Here is a 19,507-nt window from a genome sequence, read left to right as displayed (position 1 = left end):
CCAATACTAGTTTTACCGGGGGTGGGGGGGATGGTTTTTTTTTATAAGACACTGGTCCGGCACTGTGAGGGGGGGTGGGGGCACACCCCCCCCCCGCCCTTCTGCGTGTGTGCCGTGCGTGCGGCTCAGCCGGTGTGGGAGTGCTGGTGGTGGTCGGTCCCGACCTCCATGTTCCCGCCGAGCGTGCCGCGCAGCTCCGTGACCACCTTCTGGTCGGCGACGGCGACCCACTTGGCGCCGACGAGGTAGAACCCGCCGTAGTCCTTCGCGTCGTTGATCCACTCGCGCTGCCCGCGGTCGGTGGCGAAGGTGGCGAGCACGAACTTGCCGTCGGTGTTCTTGCAGATCGCCTGGCGGATCTCGTCGGCGTCCGTCTGTATGTCCGGCTTGCACTTCACCTCGGCCGCCAGATCCTCCAGACTGCCGGTCGCGGTGGCCGGGACCTGGCCGGCCGAGTCGCTCTTGGTCCCTCCCCCGCCCGACCCGCCGCAGCCGGTCAGCGCCAGCAGGGCCGCGGCCGCGACGACCGCAAGGCCGTGCCCGCTCAGCTTTTCGCGTGTCAACCTCATACGTTCCTCCGGTGCCTGTCGGCGCCCACGCCGTCGAGAGCCCCGGCGAGGGCCCTGGTCTTCGATACGGCTGTGGCGCGCCAAGTGCTCAATCTCCCCCGTTACGGACGGAAAGGCATCCGGTGGGAATGCCGATGCCGCAACGGGCACGTGTGTGCGAAGGTGTGGCCGTGACCGAAGACTGGGAAGAGCGTACGGCGGCGGCCTGGGCCACGTTCGACGACTATGAAGAAGCGGACGCGGCGGACTTCCGGGCGGTGATCGACGCGCTGGTCGCCGAACTGCCCGCGGACAGCCCCGTCGGCCTCTTCGAGCGGGCCTGCGCCTGGGACTCCACCGGCCACTCGGACCAGGCCGTGCCGCTGTACCGGGAGGCGCTCGCCCGCGGCCTCGGCGGCTACCGCGGCCGCCGCACCAAGATCCAACTCTCCAGCTCCCTGCGGAACATCGGGCAGGCCGAGGAGGGCGTCAAGCTCCTCACTCCCGAACTCGACACCCCTTCCGACGAGTTGGACGATGCCGTACGAGCCACTCTCGCGCTCTGCCTCGCCGACCTGGGCCGCGAACGCGAGGGCCTCTCGCTGGTGATCGCCGCCCTCGCGCCCCATCTGCCCCGCTACCAGCGGTCGATGGCGAACTACGCGCGGCTGCTCGTACAACCCGGGGAGTAACTCTCCGGAGCCAGGTGACCATCCACCGATTCGCTCGTTTTGCTGAACGTGCAGTCACAGGATGTAGCCCAGCGCTCCGCAGCCTCCCCAGGACCGGTCGTCGACGTCGAGCAGGCCGAGGCCGCCCTCGTCGAGCACTACCCGCGGCTCGTCCGGCTCGCCTATCTGGTGCTGCCGCCGAGCCTCGGCCGCAACCGACGGGTGCTGACCGCGCATGCCCTCACCCAGCGCGCCCTGCCCCGGGGCCGCACGACCGCCACCCTGATCCCGGCCCAGGCCACCGGCCGCGACGGCGACCCCGGCTACGCCCTCGTGCGCCTCAAGGTCGTGCGTACGGCGCTGGAGGCGGGCGTGCCGCTGCGGCGCGCGGCCTGGCCCAAGCGGTCCCAGCTGCCGCCGCTGCTGCCCCAGGTGTGGGGCCTGCGGCTCTTCCCGCGCTCGGGCGGCGCCGACGAACTCGCCCTGGACCAGCGGCTGTCGGCCCTCTCCAGTGCCGCCCGCGCGGCATACGTCCTGCGCGGCCTGGAGAAGCTGCCCGACCCCGACGTACGCAAGGTGCTGACGGCGGCGGGCGTCGACGACCCGGGCGCGGCGCTCAAGGAGGCGGGCGGCGTCGAGGCCAAGGACGCCCTCCTCCTGTCCCCCGAGTTCGACCCCTGTTCGCTGCACGCCCGGCCCACCGACCTGATGCGGCGCAGGCAGCACACGAAGGCCGCGCTCGCCGCCGGCGTCGCGGCGGCCGTCTGCGGCGCGCTGCTCGCCCTGCCCAGCGGCGGCTGGGGACCCGACGGCGCCGCCGCCCCGTCGTACGCGCAGAACCCGGCCGCCGAGGCCGCCCTCGACCCCGGAAAGGTCACGCGGGTCGCCCCGACGGCGTGGCGGTCGTCCGCGCGCACCGACTTCTCCGTGTGGCCCGCGCGCGGCAACCTCGCCGGGGACACCGCGCTGCTGCGCCGCGCACTCGCCGTCTGGGCCCGGCCCGGCGAGTCCGTGCAGGTCTCGGCGACGCCCGGCACCCCCTCGGGCGCCCCGGCCGGACCGCCGCAACTGCTCTACGCCGGTGACGTGGACCAGGCGCGCGTGGTGCTCTTCTACGACGGACTGCGCATCGCCCGGTACGCCGAGCCGCGCGCCGGCACGGGCGGCGCCGCCCTCGACTTCGCCCGGGTCGACGGCGCGACCGGGGTCGAGGCGGAGGCGCTGGTCCTGGACCGGTCCGACGGCAACATCCGCTATCTGACCGCCCCCTGGGTGACCGGGGCAGCCGAGCGCGACCTGATGAAGCCGGCCGCGGGCCCGACGCCCCTCACCCTGTCGGCCGAGGGTGTCAGCACGCCTCTGGCCGGCCCGGCCCCGACCGGCACCTGCACCTCGTGGAACGTCATGGAGGTGACCGACACCTCGGGCCCGCACCTGCTGACCGATCTCGGCGAGCTGATCCCCGCCCACCTCACCTCGGGGCCGCCCGCGGCACCCCACGACGCCGCGGGCCCGGCAGCGCTGCGGAACTGGGCGCCGTTCGCCTGCTCCCTGTCCGCCGTGCGTTCGCAGGGCGTGCGGTCCGTGAACGCCTGGCAGTACGCGCAGCAACCGCTGCCCGACGCGAGCGGGCAGGCCGCCTGGGTATGCACCCGGGCCGACACCTGGCGGGGCGACGGCACCCTTGTCCTGGCCCAGTTCCACACCGCGGGCAGGGCGTACGGCGCGGTAGCGGCGAAGGCCGAGAACTCGCCCGCGTGCGGCGGCCGTGACCCCCATGTACTGGCGGGCGTGCTGTGGAAGTCGGGCACGGGCGACTGGTACCTCCTCGCGGCGGGCAGCAAGGACACCGCCTCGATCAGCACGACGGGCGGGGTGAGCGGGTCGGCCCGGGGCGCGCTGCTCGCCGTACGCACGAAGCAGGGGGATCAGGCGGAGCTGAAGGGCACCCTGGCGGACGGGCGGGCGATCAGCGGACTGCGCTAGGCCCTGTCGTCACATTCCCGTCTGCCCCGCGGGCGGACGACGGGAATGTGACGACAGGACATAGGGCCCGTCCCCGGACTTGCCGGAGCCGACCTTCGCGTCAACAAGTGGGCGCACGGGGGTTCTCCCGGCACCTACCCGTCAGTACATTGACGGCATGTCTAACAAGCATGCCGCCCGGCTGCCCCGGCCGGTCGAGTCCGAGCGGATACCGCTCAAGGCACGGAAGGTGTCGTTCTCCTGGGAGGACACACCGCTGCACTGGGTGCCGGGGGAGCCGTTCGCCACGCACACCATGAACGTGCTGCACCTGCTGCTGCCGGCCGGTGAGCGCTGGTTCGTGCACGTGTACAAGCAGGTGCTGCCCTACATCCGGGACGAGCGGCTGCGCGCGGACGTCATCGGGTTCATCGGGCAGGAGGCGATGCACTCGCAGGCCCACGACGAGGTACTCCCCCACCTCAGGGAACTGGGGCTCGACCCGACGCCGTACACCGCCCAGGTCGACTGGTTCTTCGAGAAGCTGCTCGGCGACCGCACCCTGCCGCCCGGCAGGGCCCGCAAGTGGTGGCTGATGGAGCGCGTCGCGATCATCGCGGCGATCGAGCACTACACCGCCTTCCTCGGCGACTGGATCCTGAACGCGGAGGAGCTGGACCGGCGCGGCGCCGATCCCACGATGCTGGACCTGATGCGCTGGCACGGTGCGGAGGAGGTCGAGCACCGGTCCGTGGCCTTCGAGCTGTTCCTCCATGTCGACGGGAGCTACCGGCGCCGCGCCCGGACCTGGGCCACGGCCTTCACCGCCCTGGTCTTCCTGTGGCAGCGCGGGGTGCGGTTCTTCATGGAGAACGACCCGACCCTCACGGCGGGCAGGGCGAGCTTCAAGGACTTCTACCTGAGCGGGAGGCGGGGCGTACTGCCGGCGACCGGCGACATGCTCAAGTCCATTCCCCGCTATCTCAGCCGGACCTACCACCCCTCTCAGGAGGGTTCGACCGAGCAGGCGGTCGCCTATCTGGCCTCGTCACCGGCGGCGACAGCCGCGACGGCTGCCGAGAGGGGAGCCGTATGACGCCCCGGCTGCGGACCGTAGTCGCCGTCGCCGGTACGGCCCTGCTCGTCCGGCGGGCGCTGCGCCGTCGGATCGAGGTCTCGCCGCTGTGGCCGCTGCCCGCCCTGGAGGAGCCGATCTCCGGCCGGCCGCGCTCCCGGGCGCTGCGGCTGCTGGTCACCCGGCACGAGCGGGTCGCCGACGGGGTCGTGCAACTGCGCCTGGAGGGGCACGACCTGCCGCGCTGGGAGCCCGGCGCCCATCTCGACCTCGTCCTGCCCTCGGGGCTCGTACGGCAGTACTCGCTGTGCGGGGACCCGGAGGACACCTCGTCGTACACCGTCGCGACCCGGCTGGTCGAGGACGGGCGGGGCGGGTCGCGCGAGGTCCACGAGCAGCTCCGGGAGGGCATGGAGGTCGAGGTGCGGGGACCGCGCAACCGGTTCCCCCTCGCACCGGCGCCCGCGTACGTCTTTGTCGCGGGCGGCATCGGGATCACGCCGATCCTGCCGATGCTGCGGGCGGTCCAGGACCGCGCTCAGTGGCGGCTGCTGTACGGCGGCCGGACGCGCGCGTCGATGCCGTTCCTGGAGGAGATCGCGAAGCTGCGCGGCGGCCGGGTCACCGTCGTGGCCGAGGACGAGGACGGACGGCCCGATCTCGACGCGCTGTTCGCGGACGTGCCGGAGGGCGCGGCCGTCCACTGTTGTGGCCCCGAAGGGCTGATGGAGGCGGTCGGACGCCGACTGCCCGACCCCGCGGCGCTGCACCTGGAACGGTTCACGCCGAGCACCTCCGCCGAGGGCAACGGCGCCTTCGAGGTCGAACTGCGCCGCAGCGGACGTACCGTGAGCGTCGCCGCCGACACCACCGTGCTCGCCGCCGTACGCGCCGAACTGCCCGACACCGCCTACTCCTGCGAGCAGGGATTCTGCGGGACCTGCCAACAGCGGGTGCTGGAAGGGGAGATCGAGCACCGCGACGAACTGCTCACCGACACGGAGCGCGGTGACTCGATGCTGATCTGTGTTTCGCGGGCGCGCGGTGATCGCATCGTGTTGGACATGTGAACGACCATGGCCGGACCGGCCCGTTCGAGGCCGGATCCGATCGGTAAGGTGTTCGTATGACAACCGGGGTACGCCGCAGGATGGGTGTCGAGGAGCGGCGGCAGCAGTTGATCGGCGTCGCCCTCGACCTCTTCAGCCGACGCTCACCCGACGAGGTCTCCATCGACGAGATAGCCTCGGCCGCGGGTATCTCACGACCGTTGGTGTACCACTACTTCCCCGGCAAACTCAGTCTGTACGAGGCGGCGTTGCAGCGCGCCTCGGACGATCTCGCGAGCCGGTTCGTGGAGCCGCACGAGGGCCCGCTGGGCTCGCGGCTGCTGCGGGTCATGCGCCGCTTCTTCGACTTCGTGGACGACCACGGGCCCGGTTTCGCGGCGTTGATGCGCGGCGGTCCCGCGGTCGGCTCCTCGAAGACCAACGCGCTCGTCGACGCGGTGCGGCAGGCCGCCTACGTCCAGATCCTGTCGCATCTGAAGGTCGAGGACCCGCCCGCCCGCCTGGAGCTGGTGATCCGCTCCTGGATCTCGCTCGTCGAGTCGACGGCGCTGATCTGGCTGGACGGGCGGCGGATTCCGCGCGGCGAGCTGGAGGTGCAGCTCGTGCAGGACTTCGCGGCGCTGGCGGCGGTGAGCGCCACGCACGACGAGGAGCTCGGCGCGGTGCTGCGCCAGGCGCTCAAGGGCGACCCGGGCGACGGGCCGTTCACCGACCTCGCCGTCCGGTTGATCGCGCTGGCCTCGCCCCCGGCCGCCTCATAGCGGTTACTGCACGTACTTCCGGTACGACGGGTCGAGCTCGCGCACTTCGGCGGACACGTGCAGCGTGAGCCCGTCGGTGGGCTCGATGTGCTTGCGCAGCAGCTCAAGGGTGGCCTCGGTGAGCTTCGCCTTGGTCTCCTCGGTGCGGCCGGCCAGCAGGGCGAGCGTGACGTGCACGATGGCGTGCGCGTCCGGGTCCGCCTCCGCTCCCACCACCTCGTCCTCGGTGCGCAGCGTCCGTGTCTTGCACGCCTCGATCTGCGCGGCGGCGGTCTCGACGACCACCGGGTGCAGCGCGAGGGCGAAGGCGCGCCAGTCGACGTGGTCGAGAGCCGGGGAATGCTCGACAGTGATGTTCGGCATGGGCACTCCTGTTCTAGGGATTCCCGATCACCCTAGCCGCAGCGCCAGCAGCGCGATGTCGTCCTCACGGTCCCGGCCGAAGCAGTCGAGCAGGGTGTCGCAGAGGGCGTCCAGGCCGGGCAGGGCGCCGGTGGCGGCGGCGCGGAGATGCTCCATCGAGACCGTCAGATCCGTGCCCCGGGTCTCGATCAGGCCGTCGGTGACCATGAGGAGCCGGTCGGTGGGTTCGAGGAACAGCTCGGTGGGCGGCGGGTGGGGCAGACCCACACCGAGCAGCGGGCCGGCGGCCTTGGAGTAGTCGGCGCCCCCGGTGTCCCGGATGATCAGCGGCGGGATGTGGCCGGCGTTGGCGATGCGGGTGCGTCCGGTGGCGGGGTCGACCAGGACCAGGCAGACGGTCGTGGTGATGCCGGGGTGGTAGCGCTGGAGCATCCGGTCGAGGCGCTCGGCGAGCACGGCCGGGTCGCTCTCCTCGACGCTGTAGGCGCGCAGCGCGTGCCTGATCTCGACCATGACGGTGGCCGCCTCCAGCGAGTGCCCGACGACGTCGCCGACCGCGGTGAGCACGCCCTCGCCGGTGCGCAGGGCCGCGTAGAAGTCGCCGCCGATCTCGGTCTCCTGGGACGCGGGCACGTACCGGACCACGACGTCGACGCCCGGCAGTTCGGGCAGCCGGTGCGGCTGGGGCAGGAAGCTGTGCTGGAGGGTGAGGGCGACGTGCCGTTCGACCTGGTACATGAGCAGCGGTTCGGCGGCGAGGGCGGCGGCCTCGGCGAGCCGGGCCAGCAGGGCCTCGTCCTCGGGGTTGACCCGGCGCACCCCGCGGGTGGGCGTGGCGAGGCACACCGAGGCCCGGCCTTCCTGGATGGGGATCAGCGCCAGGCGGGCGTCGTGCTGCACGCCCGGCCGGAAGAACCCGGCCGGCCACAACGGCGCGGGCACCGTGGTGATCTGGACGCCCGACTGCCCCCGGGTGAGCCGGCGGAGCAGACCGGCCACGGTCCGGTGGGCGCCCTCGTCGGGCATCGCGAGCGAGGTACGGTCCCGCGAGGTGCCGCGGTGCAGCTCGTCGTCCGGGCCGAGGACGAAGACGGCTGCGGGAGAGCCGGTGAGCCGCGCGGCGCCGTCGGCGGCCGCGTCGGCGAGTTCCTGCGGGGAGCGCGCCGTCTGGATGGCGACGACCGTCTCCGCCAGCCGGGTCAGCCGCCGTGCCAGCGCCTGGTCGTCGGCCCTGAGGCGGGCGGCGCGCACCGCGGCCCGGACCACCGCGTCGATCTCCTCGGGCTCGGCGGGCACCGTCAGATACGCCTCGCCGCCCACGTCGAGGCCCCGGCAGCGATCACCCGCGTCCACGGCGGCGGCCGAGAAGTGCACGACGGGCAGACCGGCCATGTGCGGCCGGGCCTTGAGCCGGCGGCACAGTTCGAAGCCGCTCATGTCCGGCAGCTCCACGTCGATGAGCGCCACGTCGGGCAGGGTGCCCTTGCGCAGCCGTACGTCGAGTTCGACGAGCGCCTCGGAGCCGGTGGCGACCGGGACGACCTGGTGACCGGCGCGGCGCAGCACGGCACTCATGGCATACCGGCCGGCCGCCGCATCGTCCACGACCAGCACGGTCGTGTCTGTCCGTTTGCCGTTGACTTCCATCTGCCAGCCCTTGGACACGCCGGTGGGGCAGACCGGGTTCGAGGTCTGCCCCACCAAGGTAATGCCCTTTCAGGAGGTCCGGGAGAATACCGCCACAGTGCGCCCCGGAACGGCGAACGTGCCTGATTTCGCCTCGTAAGAGGAGGATTTGACGATAGGGTCGGCGCCCGCCGCCTGCACCGGGTGCAGCGCGTACGCCGTCCCGGCCAGGGCGCCGACCGTCTGCTCCTGTGTCTTCGGTGTCGCGTTGAAGACGACGACGAGGTCGCCGAGCTCCATCGTGATCACGCCGGGCGTCTCGTCCTTGCCGGACAGCGGGAAGGAGAGCTTCGACTGCACCTGACCTGCGGTGGACAGCGAGAAGACGTTCTCGGTCGTACGGATCCGCTCCAGGTCCTGGTACGCGGCGGAGCTGCCCTCGATCTGCGGGCATCCCACCTTGACGGTGCTCAACAGGGGTGTGGCGTAGGGCCACTTGGACGCGTTGTCGGCCGCCATCGGCAGTCCGCGTCCGAAGCCGTTGCCGTCCCGGCAGTCCCAGTGGATGGCGTTGAACCAGTCGCCGCTGTCGAACGAGTTGCGGTCGAGGGACTTGGAGCGCAGCAGGTCGGAGCCCGCCTGGGAGAGCGACGGGCCCTGGGAGAGGGCGGCGGTCGCCATGGCGAGGACCTGCATCCGCGCCCGGTCGCCCGCGCTGGTCGTGGCGGGCAGCTTGTAGGTGAGGGCGTCGTACAGGGACTCGTTGTCGTGCGCGTCGGCGTACGCGAGGGCGTCGCCCGGTGCCGCCGCGTATCCGGCGGGCTGGCCGTTGTAGTCGACCTCGGAGCCCTTGACCTCCTTGCCGTCGGTGTCGGTGAAGCGGTAGGTGGCGAGGTTGCCGCTGAGCCCGATCTTGATGAGGTCCTGGTAGTGCAGCAGCCGGGCCTTCTGCTCGGCCGAAGTGCCGTTGGCCGTCGAGGAGTTGGGGTCGGTGTACAGACCCGAGGCGAAGCCCTGGACGCCGGGGTCGGAGTCGAAGGGGCTGCCGCCGCGTACGGCGTCGCGTGCCCGGTCGGAGAAGGTCGCGATGCCCGTCCCGGCCATGTTTTTCTGGGTGGCCTGCACGAAACGGGCGTCGTCGGCGACCTCACCGAAGTTCCAGCCCTCCCCGTACAGGATGATCTTCTTGCCGTCGACCCCGTCCTTCGCCGGGGTCAGCGCGTCGAGGGCTTTGCGGACCGCGAGGATGTTGGCCTTGGGGTGGTGTCCCATGAGGTCGAAGCGGAAGCCGTCGACCTTGTACTCCTTGGCCCAGGTGACGATCGAGTCCACCACCAGCTTGCCCATCATGGCGTTCTCGGTGGCCGTGTTCGCACAGCAGGTGGAGGTGGCGACGGACCCGTCGGCGAGGAGCCGCTGGTAGTAGCCGGGCACGATCCTGTCGAGCACGGAGGTGTCCGCCTGACCACTGGCGGCCGTGTGGTTGTAGACGACGTCCATGACGACCCGCAGGCCGTCCTCGTTCAGCGACTTGACCATCCGGCGGAACTCGACCGTACGGCCGGTGCCGTCCGGGTCGCTCGCGTACGAGCCCTCCGGGACCGTGTAGTGGTACGGGTCGTAGCCCCAGTTGTAGGCGTCCTTCGCGGCGATCGCGGCGACGCACTCCTGCTGCTTCTGCGAGTCGGCGGGGTAGGAGGCGAGGTCGCAGCCGGTGGTGGCCTGGTCGGACTTCTTCTCGGGGATGGTGGCGATGTCGAAGGCAGGCAGCAGGTGGACGTACGAGGTGCCCGACGCGGCGAGGGCCCGCAGGTGCCTGGACCCGTCGCTGTTCTTGTCGGTGAAGGCGAGGTAGGTGCCCTGGTCCTTCGCGGGGACGGTCTTGTCCGCCACCGAGAAGTCCCGGATGTGCAGCTCCTGGATCTGGGCGTCCCGCAGCGGCACGGCCTTGGGCTTCTTCAGGGAGGACCAGCCGCTCGGGGCGAGGGACTTGTCCTTCAGGTCGACGACGAGACTGCGCTCGGAGTCGGCGGTGAGGGCGAGCGAGTACGGGTCGGTGACCTTGTTGGTGACGACCTTGCGGACGGTGGGCGCCCACACCTTCACGACGTACCGGTAGGGCTTGTTCCGCCAGGACTTCGCGCCGGTGACGGACCAGACGCCGGTGGTGTCGTTCCTCTTCATGGCGACCGTGGAGCCGTCGAGCTCCAGCGCCACGCTCTGCGCGGTCGGCGCCCACACGGCCAGCGTGGGACGCCCGTCGCGGAACGTCGGACCCAGCTGTGCCTTGGTCGCGTCGTACAGATCGTCGAGTACGCCGGCGATCTGGACGCCGGTCGCCGCGAGCACGGCGCCGTTGGCGGCTCGCCCGGAGGCGACGATCTGACCGTTCAGGGCCTCCTTCACCCGGCCTCGGTCGCGCGGGTCGACGGACCAGGCGGTGTAGTCCTTGAGGTACGGGAACGCTGCCTTCTGGGCGTCGGTGAGGGTGGTCCTGGAAAGCCGGAGCCACCGCTCGTCGTCACTCGTCAGCGTTCCGTCCTTGACGGCGATCGAGCCGTCGTGGGAGTACAGCAGCTGAGTGGAGGCCGCGGCCTCGGAGCCGTTCCAGGCGACCGTGTTCCGGTCGATCCAGACCGCCTTGGAGGTGGTCAGGTCGAGCGCGGCCGCGCTGCCCGCGGGCTGCGGGAGCAGGTACTTCTCCTGGCCGTTCACCAGCCACACCTCGTGGCCGTTCGCGGTGAGGTCGAGCGACTGGTCGGTGGGGAGGTCCTTCTCGTCGCCCTTGTGGAGGATGTAGCTGAGGCTGGTGGCGCCCTCGGCGAGCGGCACCTCGAAGACCGCGCCATAGGCGTCGGTCTTCACCGGCTCCAGGGGCTTGGACCAGTCCGTGGGCGTCGCGGCCCCGGTCCAGACATGCAGTCCCCAGCCGGTGTAGTCACCGTCGGCGCGGTGGTAGTGCAGTACGGCCTTGGTCGTGTCCTGCGCCGGGTAGTCGGGCCGCTGGGTCTGTACGGCCTCCTTGCCCTGCTCGACCCAGACCTCGCCCGTCTTGGTGACGTCGATCGTGCGGTCGGTGGCGACGTCCTTGTTGCCGTCCTTGTCGATGACGAGGAAGCCGACACTGGAGGCGCCCGGCTTCAGCTTCACGTAGGCGAAGGCACCGTAGGCGTCCCGGCCGATGAAGTCGTGGCCCGCGGGCCAGGTCGTCGACTCGCCGTCGGCGAGGTCGCCCCAGGCATAGAGCCGCCAGTCGGTGTAGTCGCCGTCCGTGCGCTTGTAGTGGACGATCGCGTAGTCCCGCGAGGAGGCGGTGGGGACCTCGGCGGTGGGCGGAGTGCCACTCGTACTGCCGGCCGTCGCACTCGCGGTCCGCCCCGCCGAGTCGACGACCACCGCCTTGTAGCGCAGGGCGGTCCCGGCGGGTACGTCCTTGCCGATGACCTGGGTGACCTTGTACGGGGCGTGGTCGGCGGAGCCCAGCGTCCGCCACTTCCCATTGCCGACCTGGGCGGCGAAGACGACACGGTCGAGCTGACCGCCGGTGACGTCGGCGCCGAGCTCGACGGTGCCGGTCGCGCCCGCGTCCGGCGCCTTCAGAGTGATCGAGGGCTTCGCGGCGGGGGCGCCGAGCGGGCGGGCCGCCTTGAGGACGACGGTGGAATGGGCCGGGACGGTGACGGTGACGTTCTTGTCGGCGTCGCTCGTCACCCGGGACGAGGTCCCGTAGATCCCCTGGAAGGTCATGTCGGCGGAGCCGGTCGCGAAGGTCGCCGTCTTCGCCTCGCCCGCGTTGTTGAGGGCGACGAGGTACTCGGTCTTGTTGCCGCCCGTACGGGAGAAGGCGTAGATGCCCGCCCCGTCGGCCGCGTAGCGCTCGGTCTGCACCCCGTCCGCGAGGGCCGGGTTGTCCTTGCGGAGCTTCGAGAGAGCGGCGATCTCCTTGTAGAGCGGTGCGCTCGCGTCGTAGGCGTCGCTCGCGTGGGTGCGGTCGGTGCCGAGTTCGTCGTCGTCGAGGTAGTCGGCGACCTTGGAGGCGAACATCGTCTGACGGGCGTCCTTGTCGCCACCCGCGCCGGTGAAGCCCTGCTCGTCGCCGTAGTAGACGACCGGGTTGCCGCGGCTGAGGAACATCAGCTCGTTGGCGAGCTCGTCCTTCTTCACCAGCTCGGCGTCGGTGGCCTTCGGGTCGTCCTGCTTCAGGAAGTACCCGATGCGGCCCATGTCGTGGTTGCCGAGAAAGGTGACCTGCTCGTACGCGTTGGCCTTGTCGGTCGTGTACTTGTAGTCGTCACCGAAGACCGAGGCGAGCTTCTTGGCGCTGCCGCCCTGGGAGGCGTACGAGCGTGCCGCGTCCTGGAAGGGGAAGTCGAGGGTGGCGTCGAGCCGGCCCTGGGTGACGTACGGGGAGGTGATCGACGTGTCGGCGGAGTAGACCTCGCCGAACATGAAGAAGTTCTTCCGGCCCCGCTCGGCCGCGTACTTGTCGAGCGCGGTGGCCCACTGCGTCCAGAACTCCATGTCCACGTGCTTCACGGTGTCGATCCGGAAGCCGTCGACGCCGAAGTCCCTGACCCACTTCTCGTAGATCTTCTCCATGCCGCTGACGACCTCGGGACGCTCGGTCCACAGGTCGTCGAGGCCGGAGAAATCGCCGTAGGTGGTGGACTCGCCGGCATAGGTGGAGTCGCCGCGGTTGTGGTACATCGTCGGGTCGTTGAGCCAGGACGGCACCTTGGCGTTCTTCTTGGCGGCGGGCACGACGGGCGTGCGGGGGAAGGACCCGGCGCCCACGGACGGGAACCCGGCGCCTCCCGCCGCGTAGTCGGCGTCGTCGAAGGGCTTCCCGTCCTTGGTCAGATACGGGAAGGCACCCTTGGAGAGGTAGTCGTAGGACTTCTGCTCATAGTCGACGACGTCGGCGGTGTGGTTGGTGATGACGTCGAAGAAGACCTTCATGCCCTTGGCGTGGGCCTTGGAGATGAGGGTCGCGAGGTCCTTGTTGGTGCCGAAGTGCGGGTCGACCTGGGTGAAGTCGGTGATCCAGTAGCCGTGGTACCCGGCCGAGGCGTTGCTGCCCTCGCCCTGCACGGGCTGGTTCTTGAAGATCGGCGCCATCCAGATGGCGGTGGTGCCGAGCCCCTTGATGTAGTCGAGCTTGCTGGTCAGCCCCTTCAGGTCACCGCCCTGGTAGAAGCCCTTGTCCGTGGGGTCGTACCCGGTGGCGAGGCGCGAACCTGTCAGCCCGCCCCGGTCGTTGGACGTGTCGCCATTGGCGAAACGATCCGGCATGACGAAGTAGAACTGCTCGCGCGTGTCGTCGTGCCGGGCCGGTTCGGCGGCGAGCTTCGCGTCCGAGGGCGGCGCGGGCGGGGTCTGCGCCCGCGCCGCGATCGGCTGAAGGAACGCTGCCGCGAGGGCGGCCACGGCGACTGCCGCGATTCTTCGCTGGGGCGGGGTGCGGCGGCGCGCCCCGGGCGCCGGCCATCTCGGTATCAGGGCCACAGGCGTGAACTCCTAGTGAATACGGCTCAAAACGGCTCGTTTGGGACCGGCTTGACCGAGACACGGCCTCGATGCCGGGCGACCGGCGCGACGGTATCGCCCACGCAAGCTTTACAGCAAGAGTCTTGAAACTCTGAGCAAGAACTTTCAGCGCCAGGTGTCGCTGACGCTGTAACCCGTTCCCGAGCCGGTGCTGTAGGCACGATTGGCTCCGGACTCCCAAGTCACGTTTCCGGAGGAGTCCTTCTTGACGTACTTGTACGCGAACGATGTCGACTTGGGCACGATGACCAACCGACCCCAGTACGGGTACGACGCCGAGGACAGCGGGATCGCGTCGGCGGTGTTCCAGGAGCCGAGGGAGGGGATGGAGCCGACGACGTACACGTTGGTGCCGTAGTCGGTGGTGGCGTTGACTGCGAAGGTCACGTCCGTGGCGTCGGCGTCGGCCACGTTCCAGGAGTTGTCGACCTCGACCGCCGAAGTGCCGGTCGTGAGGGTCCTGTTGGCGTTGGACTCCCAGGTGACGTTTCCGGACGAGTCCTTCTTTATGTATTTGTACTCGATGCCCGTGCTCGCCGGAACGGAGACGTCGGCCTTCCAGATCGGGTAGCCCGACGACGACAGCTTCACCGCGTTCGCCGTGTTCCAGCCGCCCAGCGCGGCGACCGAGCCGACCACGTACACATCGGTGCCGGTGGTGGTCGAGGCGTACTCGTCGAAGGTCGCGGTGACATGGGTGGAACCACCGCCGCCTCCGCCCCCACCGCCTCCGCCGCAGTTCACCGTGCAGACGTAGTTCGGGTCGTAGAAGGCGACCGCCGACTTCGCGGGCACGGTAAGGGAGGCCTTGCCGCCCGTGACGGCGACGGTTGTGGCCCCACCGTCGATCACGTTCGGGTAGGTGCCGTCGGCCAGGCCCGTCGTGTACGTGTACGTGTTGGCGCCGGAGCTGTTGTTGATGGCGACGAAGCCCGCGCCAGCCCTGCCGAAGCCGATGACGTTCGAGGCCGGGGACTGCCAGTTGGCGACCGCGTAACCGCTCGCCGCGTTGTGCCAGCCGATCATGCCGGAGACCGCGGTGTTGCGGTCGAGGCAGTACCAGCCGCTCGCGCAGTTGGTGTCGGTGACGAATCCGGCGGAGTTCGGCGGGGCCTCGTCGCTCTGGCTGAAGGTCCAGCCGGAGTAGACGGACGGGCGGCCGTAGCCCCGGGCCAGCTGGAAGACGTTGGCGAGGACCGCGGTGTCGCCGTCCTTGTAGCTGAGCGAGTAGCCGTTGCGCTCGGTGTCGTGGTTGGTGACGAAGGTGTTGGAGTTCGCCTCGGACGTCAGGCCCCAACTGCTGCCGAAGCTGGACAGGTTGGCGATGTCGCCCTGGAACTGTGACTTCATCTGCGCGGCGAAGGTGAAGTCGAGGACGTCACCGGTGCCGTAGTACTCGTCCTGCGCGGGCGGGGTGCCGGGGTAGATCTCCTGGGTGATGTACGGCGCCGCGCCGGAGGTCGTGGTGTGCAGTCCGGCGACGATGGCGCTCAGGTCGGCGGCGTCGATGTGTTTGGCCGCGTCGACACGGAAGCCGTCGACGCCCAGGTCGATCTGCTGATTGAGGAAGCCGATGATCTTCGTGCGGACGCCGCTCTCGGCGGTGTCCAGGTCGGGCAGGCCGAGCAGTTCGCAGTGCTGGACCTCGTACCGGTCGGACCAGTTGGAGATGGTCTTCGTGCAGTCGTCGCTGTCGGCGGGGTCGTAGTCGGGGGTGTCGTACTTGTTGGTGATGACCGTGCCGTTGTAGCCGGTGCCGGTCTGGGCGGCGGTGTGGTTGATCACGGCGTCCGTGTAGACCTTGATGCCGGCCGCGTGACACGTGTCGACCATGGTCTTGAACTGGGCCGCGGTGCCGAAGCGGCTGTTCAGGTTGTAGGCGTAGGGCTGGTAGACGTCCCACCAGTAGTAGTTCGTCTGCTTCAACGACTCCGCGGGCGGGGCGACCTGGACCGCCCCGTAGCCGGCCGGGTCGAGGACGTTCGTGCACTCGGCGGCGACCGACTTCCAGTTCCACTCCCACAGGTTGGCGATCACATCGCCGTTGGGGATGCCGGTGTCGGAGACGGCGGCGTGGGCGGCCGGGGCGGGCAGCGCGGCGGCTCCGCCGAGGGCCAGCAGTCCGGCTGCGGCCAGGGGTAACGCCCGTGATCTGATCCAGCGCATGACGGCAACTCCTTGCGGGGGACGGAGGTGCGGGAACGCGGGCAACTGGGGTTCTGGGGAGTCAAGTTGACCGCGATGCGAGAGTGGGCGCGGCCAAGTGGCCGCGTCAATACACACGTTGGAAGTTCTTTCGACATCTTGCTGAAACTCGAACCAACGGATAGCTTCCGTTCCCCCCACCCGCACGACGAAGTGCAGGAGCACCTACATGGCAAGAAACATGGCCAGGAAAACACTTGCCGCCTCGTTCGCCCTCGCGGCGGGCCTGGCGGTCTCGGTGGCCCTCCCCCCGGGTGTCGCGGCGGCTTCTCCGCCGGGCACGAAGGACGTCACCGCCGTTCTGTTCGAGTGGAAGTTCGACTCGGTCGCCAAGGAATGCACCAACACGCTGGGGCCGGCCGGTTACGGCTATGTCCAGGTCTCGCCACCCGCCGAGCACATACAGGGCTCACAGTGGTGGACCTCGTACCAGCCCGTGAGCTACCGGATCGCCGGGCGGCTCGGTGACGCGACAGCCTTCCAGAACATGGTCAACACCTGTCACGCGGCAGGTGTGAAGGTCGTGGCGGACACGGTCGTCAACCACATGGCGGCGGGTTCCGGCACCGGCACCGGCGGCTCTTCGTACACGAAGTACAACTACCCCGGCCTGTACTCCTCGTACGACATGGACGACTGCACGGCGACGGTCAGCGACTACACCAACCGCGCCAACGTCCAGAACTGCGAGCTCGTCGGGCTCGCCGACCTGGACACCGGCGAGGAGTACGTCCGCAAGACCATCGCCGGCTACATGAACAGCCTGCTCGGGTACGGCGTGGACGGCTTCCGCATCGACGCGGCCAAGCACATCCCGGCGGCCGACCTCGCCAACATCAAGTCGCGGCTGACCAATCCGTCGGTGTACTGGAAGCAGGAGGTCATCTACGGCGCCGGGGAGGCGGTCCAGCCGACCGAGTACACCGGCAACGGCGACGTACAGGAGTTCCGGTACGCCTACGACCTCAAGCGGGTCTTCAACAACGAGAACCTCGCCTACCTGAAGAACTACGGCGAGGGCTGGGGCTATATGAGCAGCTCCGTCGCGGGCGTCTTCGTCGACAACCACGACACCGAACGCAACGGCTCGACGCTCAACTACAAGGACGGGGCGAACTACACCCTCGCCAACGTCTTCATGCTCGCCTACCCGTACGGCGCCCCGGACATCAACTCCGGCTACGAGTGGTCGGACGTGGACGCCGGCCCTCCCAACGGGGGCACGGTCAACGCCTGCTGGCAGGACGGCTGGAAGTGCCAGCACGCCTGGCCGGAGATCAAGTCGATGGTGGCCTTCCGCAACGCCACCCGGGGCCAGTCGGTCACCGACTGGTGGGACGACGGCAACGACGCGATCGCCTTCGGCCGCGGCGCCAAGGGGTACGTGGCCATCAACCACGAGTCGGGCTCGCTGACCCGGACCTACCAGACATCCCTCGCGGCGGGGACGTACTGCAATGTTCAGAACAACACCAGCGTCACGGTGAACAGCTCCGGGCAGTTCACGGCGACGCTCGGCGCGAACACGGCGCTGGCGCTCTACGCGGGCAAGACCAGCTGCTGAGCGGCCTCCGCGGGCCGCACGGAAGGCCGTAGGAGAGGCTGCACGAGAGCCCGTACCGAAAGCACCGTATCGGACATACCCGATACGGTGCTTTCCTCTTTGCGACCTCTTTGCGACACCTTGCGGTAACGGGAACGTCACGCTTGCGGGATCTTGCGGAAATTTCCTTGCAACGTCTTTCGCAAGGACTTGCAGCGCTGTTAGTTTCCTCCCCAGCCCGGCGGCCGTCGATGGGACAGACGGCACCCGCGGTCCTCCCAAGGGAAGATCCGGGCAAACCCTCTTCTAGGAGCTCATATGCGACGTGGCATATCGATCGCCGCCGCGGTGACCGTCATCGCGCTGACCGCGACCGCCTGCGGTGGTTCCGACGACAACTCGTCGAGCAAGCCGAAGGCCGCCGGCGACATTTCCGGGACGATCACGTACTGGGACACATCGGACGCGGCGACCGAAGCCCCGACGTACAAGGCTCTCATCAAGAAGTTCGAGGCCAAGTACCCGAAGATCAAGGTGAACTACCAGAGCGTCCCGTTCAGCGACGTCGAGCAGAAGTTCAAGTCGGCGGCGAAGAGCGGCAAGGGTGCCCCGGACGTCGTCCGCACCGACGTCGGCCTGATGGCCGAGTACGCCTCGCTCGGTTACATCGCGCCTCTCGACGGCACGATCGCGCTGAAGGACACCTCGGACTTCAACTCGGGCCCGCTGAACACCACCAAGTACAACGGCAAGACGTACGGCGTCCCCTCGGTCACCGACACCCTGGGTCTCCTCTACAACAAGGACCTCCTGAAGAAGGCCGGCATCGCGCAGCCGCCGACCACCTGGGACGAGTTCATCACCGACTCGAAGACCATCAAGAAGAAGACCGGGGCGTACGGCACCTACCTCAACCCCGACTCGTACTTCCTGCTCCCGCTGCTCTACAGCAACAACGCGGACATGGCCGACACCTCGGCCAAGAAGATCACCATCTCCGACGCCAACGCCGTCACCGCGATCACCACGGCGAAGAAGATCCAGGACGAGGCGTCGATGAAGGTCGACTACGCCAACGCCTACCAGAACATGCAGACGGCGTTCAAGACCGGCAAGGTCGCCATGCTGGTCCAGGGTCCCTGGTCGGTCAGCGAGGACCTGAGCGGCAGCGCCTTTAAGGGCAAGGAGGCCAACCTCGGCTACGCGCCCGTTCCGGCCGGCCCCGGCGGCAAGGCCCAGGCACCGACCGGCGGTCACAACCTCGCGGTCTACCAGGGCTCCAAGAACCTGGACGCCGGATACCTCTTCACCCAGTTCATGACCTCGACCGACAGCCAGGTCGAGATCGCCAAGGGCACCGGCACGCTGCCGACCCGCAAGTCGGCGTACACGGCCGAGGTCACGGCGGACGCCAAGATCGCCGGCTTCAAGCCGATCCTGGAGCAGACCGCCCGTCCGCGCGTCGCGCTGCCGCAGGTCGGCTCGCTCTTCACGCCGCTCGCGCAGAACTACGTGAAGATCCTGCAGGGCAGCGAGGACGTCAAGGCCGGTCTCGACGCCACCGCCAAGGAGTTCCAGAAGCTCCTGCCCGGCTACACCATCGGCTGACCGGGCAACCCCTGATCCACCGGTAACCGAAGAACGCGCAGCCCCGGGGAACGTTTTCCCCGCTGCCGCCCCGAACGGGGCTCCCCCGGGGCTGCGGTCATCGGTTCCCTCAGGATCCCCGGGCCCCGGATCCACCAGCCCCGGACCCCTGGACCCCGGGGTGACCAGACCTCCGGACCCCGGGCCCACCGGATCCTCGGACCTGGGTCCACCGGATCCCGGGTCCACGAGATTTCGGGCCTCTGGCCCCCGGACCTGCCGGATCCCTGGATCTCAGGCCCACCAGACGACCAGACCCTCGGACCCTTGACCCCCGGATCCAACAGACCACCGGACCTCGGGCCCATGGACCCCAGGCCCACCGGATCCCCGGACCTGGGTCCACCGGATCCCGGGTCCACGAGATTTCGGGCCTCTGGCCCCCGGGCCCGCCGGATCCCTGGATCTCAGGCCCACCAGACGACCAGACCCTCGGACCCTTGACCCCCGGATCCAACAGACCACCGGACCTCGGGCCCATGGACC

Annotated in this window: 12 protein-coding genes; 7 read left to right on the top strand and 5 right to left on the bottom strand. The window is 69.5% G+C overall.

Annotated elements, in window-relative coordinates; genetic code table 11:
- Positions 1 to 125: 125 nt before the first annotated feature.
- Positions 126 to 569, bottom strand: a complete 444-nt coding sequence (locus tag ACFVWD_RS15740) for a hypothetical protein (RefSeq protein ID WP_389596508.1) — start codon at positions 567 to 569, stop codon at positions 126 to 128.
- Positions 570 to 703: 134 nt separating this feature from the next.
- On the opposite strand from ACFVWD_RS15740, the gene ACFVWD_RS15735 reads away from it, so the two are divergent.
- From ACFVWD_RS15735 to ACFVWD_RS15715, 5 genes are all read left to right on the top strand, one after another.
- Entirely contained in the window at positions 704 to 1,240 is a 537-nt protein-coding gene (locus ACFVWD_RS15735) for a tetratricopeptide repeat protein (protein WP_389596506.1), read from the top strand.
- 48 nt (positions 1,241 to 1,288) lie between these two features.
- Positions 1,289 to 3,205, top strand: coding sequence for a hypothetical protein (locus tag ACFVWD_RS15730; RefSeq protein WP_389596504.1), 1,917 nt, complete (start codon positions 1,289 to 1,291; stop codon positions 3,203 to 3,205).
- A 157-nt stretch (positions 3,206 to 3,362) separates the two neighbouring features.
- Entirely contained in the window at positions 3,363 to 4,280 is a 918-nt protein-coding gene (locus ACFVWD_RS15725) for a metal-dependent hydrolase (protein WP_389596502.1), read from the top strand.
- On the top strand, positions 4,277 to 5,329 hold the full coding sequence (locus tag ACFVWD_RS15720) for a PDR/VanB family oxidoreductase (protein WP_389596499.1): 1,053 nt from the start codon (positions 4,277 to 4,279) through the stop codon (positions 5,327 to 5,329). Before ACFVWD_RS15725 ends, ACFVWD_RS15720 begins: the two co-directional genes overlap by 4 nt.
- A 56-nt stretch (positions 5,330 to 5,385) precedes the next feature.
- Complete coding sequence (locus ACFVWD_RS15715) at positions 5,386 to 6,090, top strand: TetR/AcrR family transcriptional regulator (protein WP_389596497.1); 705 nt, start codon at positions 5,386 to 5,388, stop codon at positions 6,088 to 6,090.
- Between the two features lie 3 nt (positions 6,091 to 6,093).
- Here the strand turns inward: ACFVWD_RS15715 and ACFVWD_RS15710 are convergent, their stop codons facing one another.
- The 4 genes from ACFVWD_RS15710 to ACFVWD_RS15695 all read right to left on the bottom strand — a co-directional run bounded on the left by ACFVWD_RS15710 (position 6,094) and on the right by ACFVWD_RS15695 (position 15,792).
- Complete coding sequence (locus ACFVWD_RS15710) at positions 6,094 to 6,453, bottom strand: 5-carboxymethyl-2-hydroxymuconate Delta-isomerase (protein WP_389596495.1); 360 nt, start codon at positions 6,451 to 6,453, stop codon at positions 6,094 to 6,096.
- A 27-nt stretch (positions 6,454 to 6,480) separates the two neighbouring features.
- Positions 6,481 to 8,100 (bottom strand): SpoIIE family protein phosphatase, encoded by a 1,620-nt coding sequence (locus tag ACFVWD_RS15705; RefSeq protein WP_389596528.1) that lies wholly within the window; start codon positions 8,098 to 8,100, stop codon positions 6,481 to 6,483.
- Positions 8,101 to 8,169: 69 nt separating this feature from the next.
- Complete coding sequence (gene pulA, locus ACFVWD_RS15700; protein WP_389596526.1) at positions 8,170 to 13,578, bottom strand: pullulanase-type alpha-1,6-glucosidase; 5,409 nt, start codon at positions 13,576 to 13,578, stop codon at positions 8,170 to 8,172.
- 153 nt (positions 13,579 to 13,731) lie between these two features.
- Positions 13,732 to 15,792: a carbohydrate-binding module family 20 domain-containing protein gene (locus ACFVWD_RS15695; RefSeq protein WP_389596493.1), complete on the bottom strand. Its 2,061-nt coding sequence runs from the start codon at positions 15,790 to 15,792 to the stop codon at positions 13,732 to 13,734.
- Positions 15,793 to 16,012: 220 nt separating this feature from the next.
- On the opposite strand from ACFVWD_RS15695, the gene ACFVWD_RS15690 reads away from it, so the two are divergent.
- A complete protein-coding gene (locus ACFVWD_RS15690; RefSeq protein ID WP_389596524.1) occupies positions 16,013 to 17,395 on the top strand; it encodes an alpha-amylase family protein in 1,383 nt (460 codons plus the stop codon).
- A 297-nt stretch (positions 17,396 to 17,692) separates the two neighbouring features.
- Positions 17,693 to 18,982 (top strand): extracellular solute-binding protein, encoded by a 1,290-nt coding sequence (locus tag ACFVWD_RS15685; RefSeq protein WP_266414566.1) that lies wholly within the window; start codon positions 17,693 to 17,695, stop codon positions 18,980 to 18,982.
- Positions 18,983 to 19,507 lie beyond the last annotated feature (525 nt).

This window comes from Streptomyces sp. NPDC058086 (assembly GCF_042885015.1).
Classification (GTDB): Bacteria; Actinomycetota; Actinomycetes; order Streptomycetales; family Streptomycetaceae; genus Streptomyces.
This window is presented reverse-complemented; position numbering and strand designations above follow the sequence as displayed.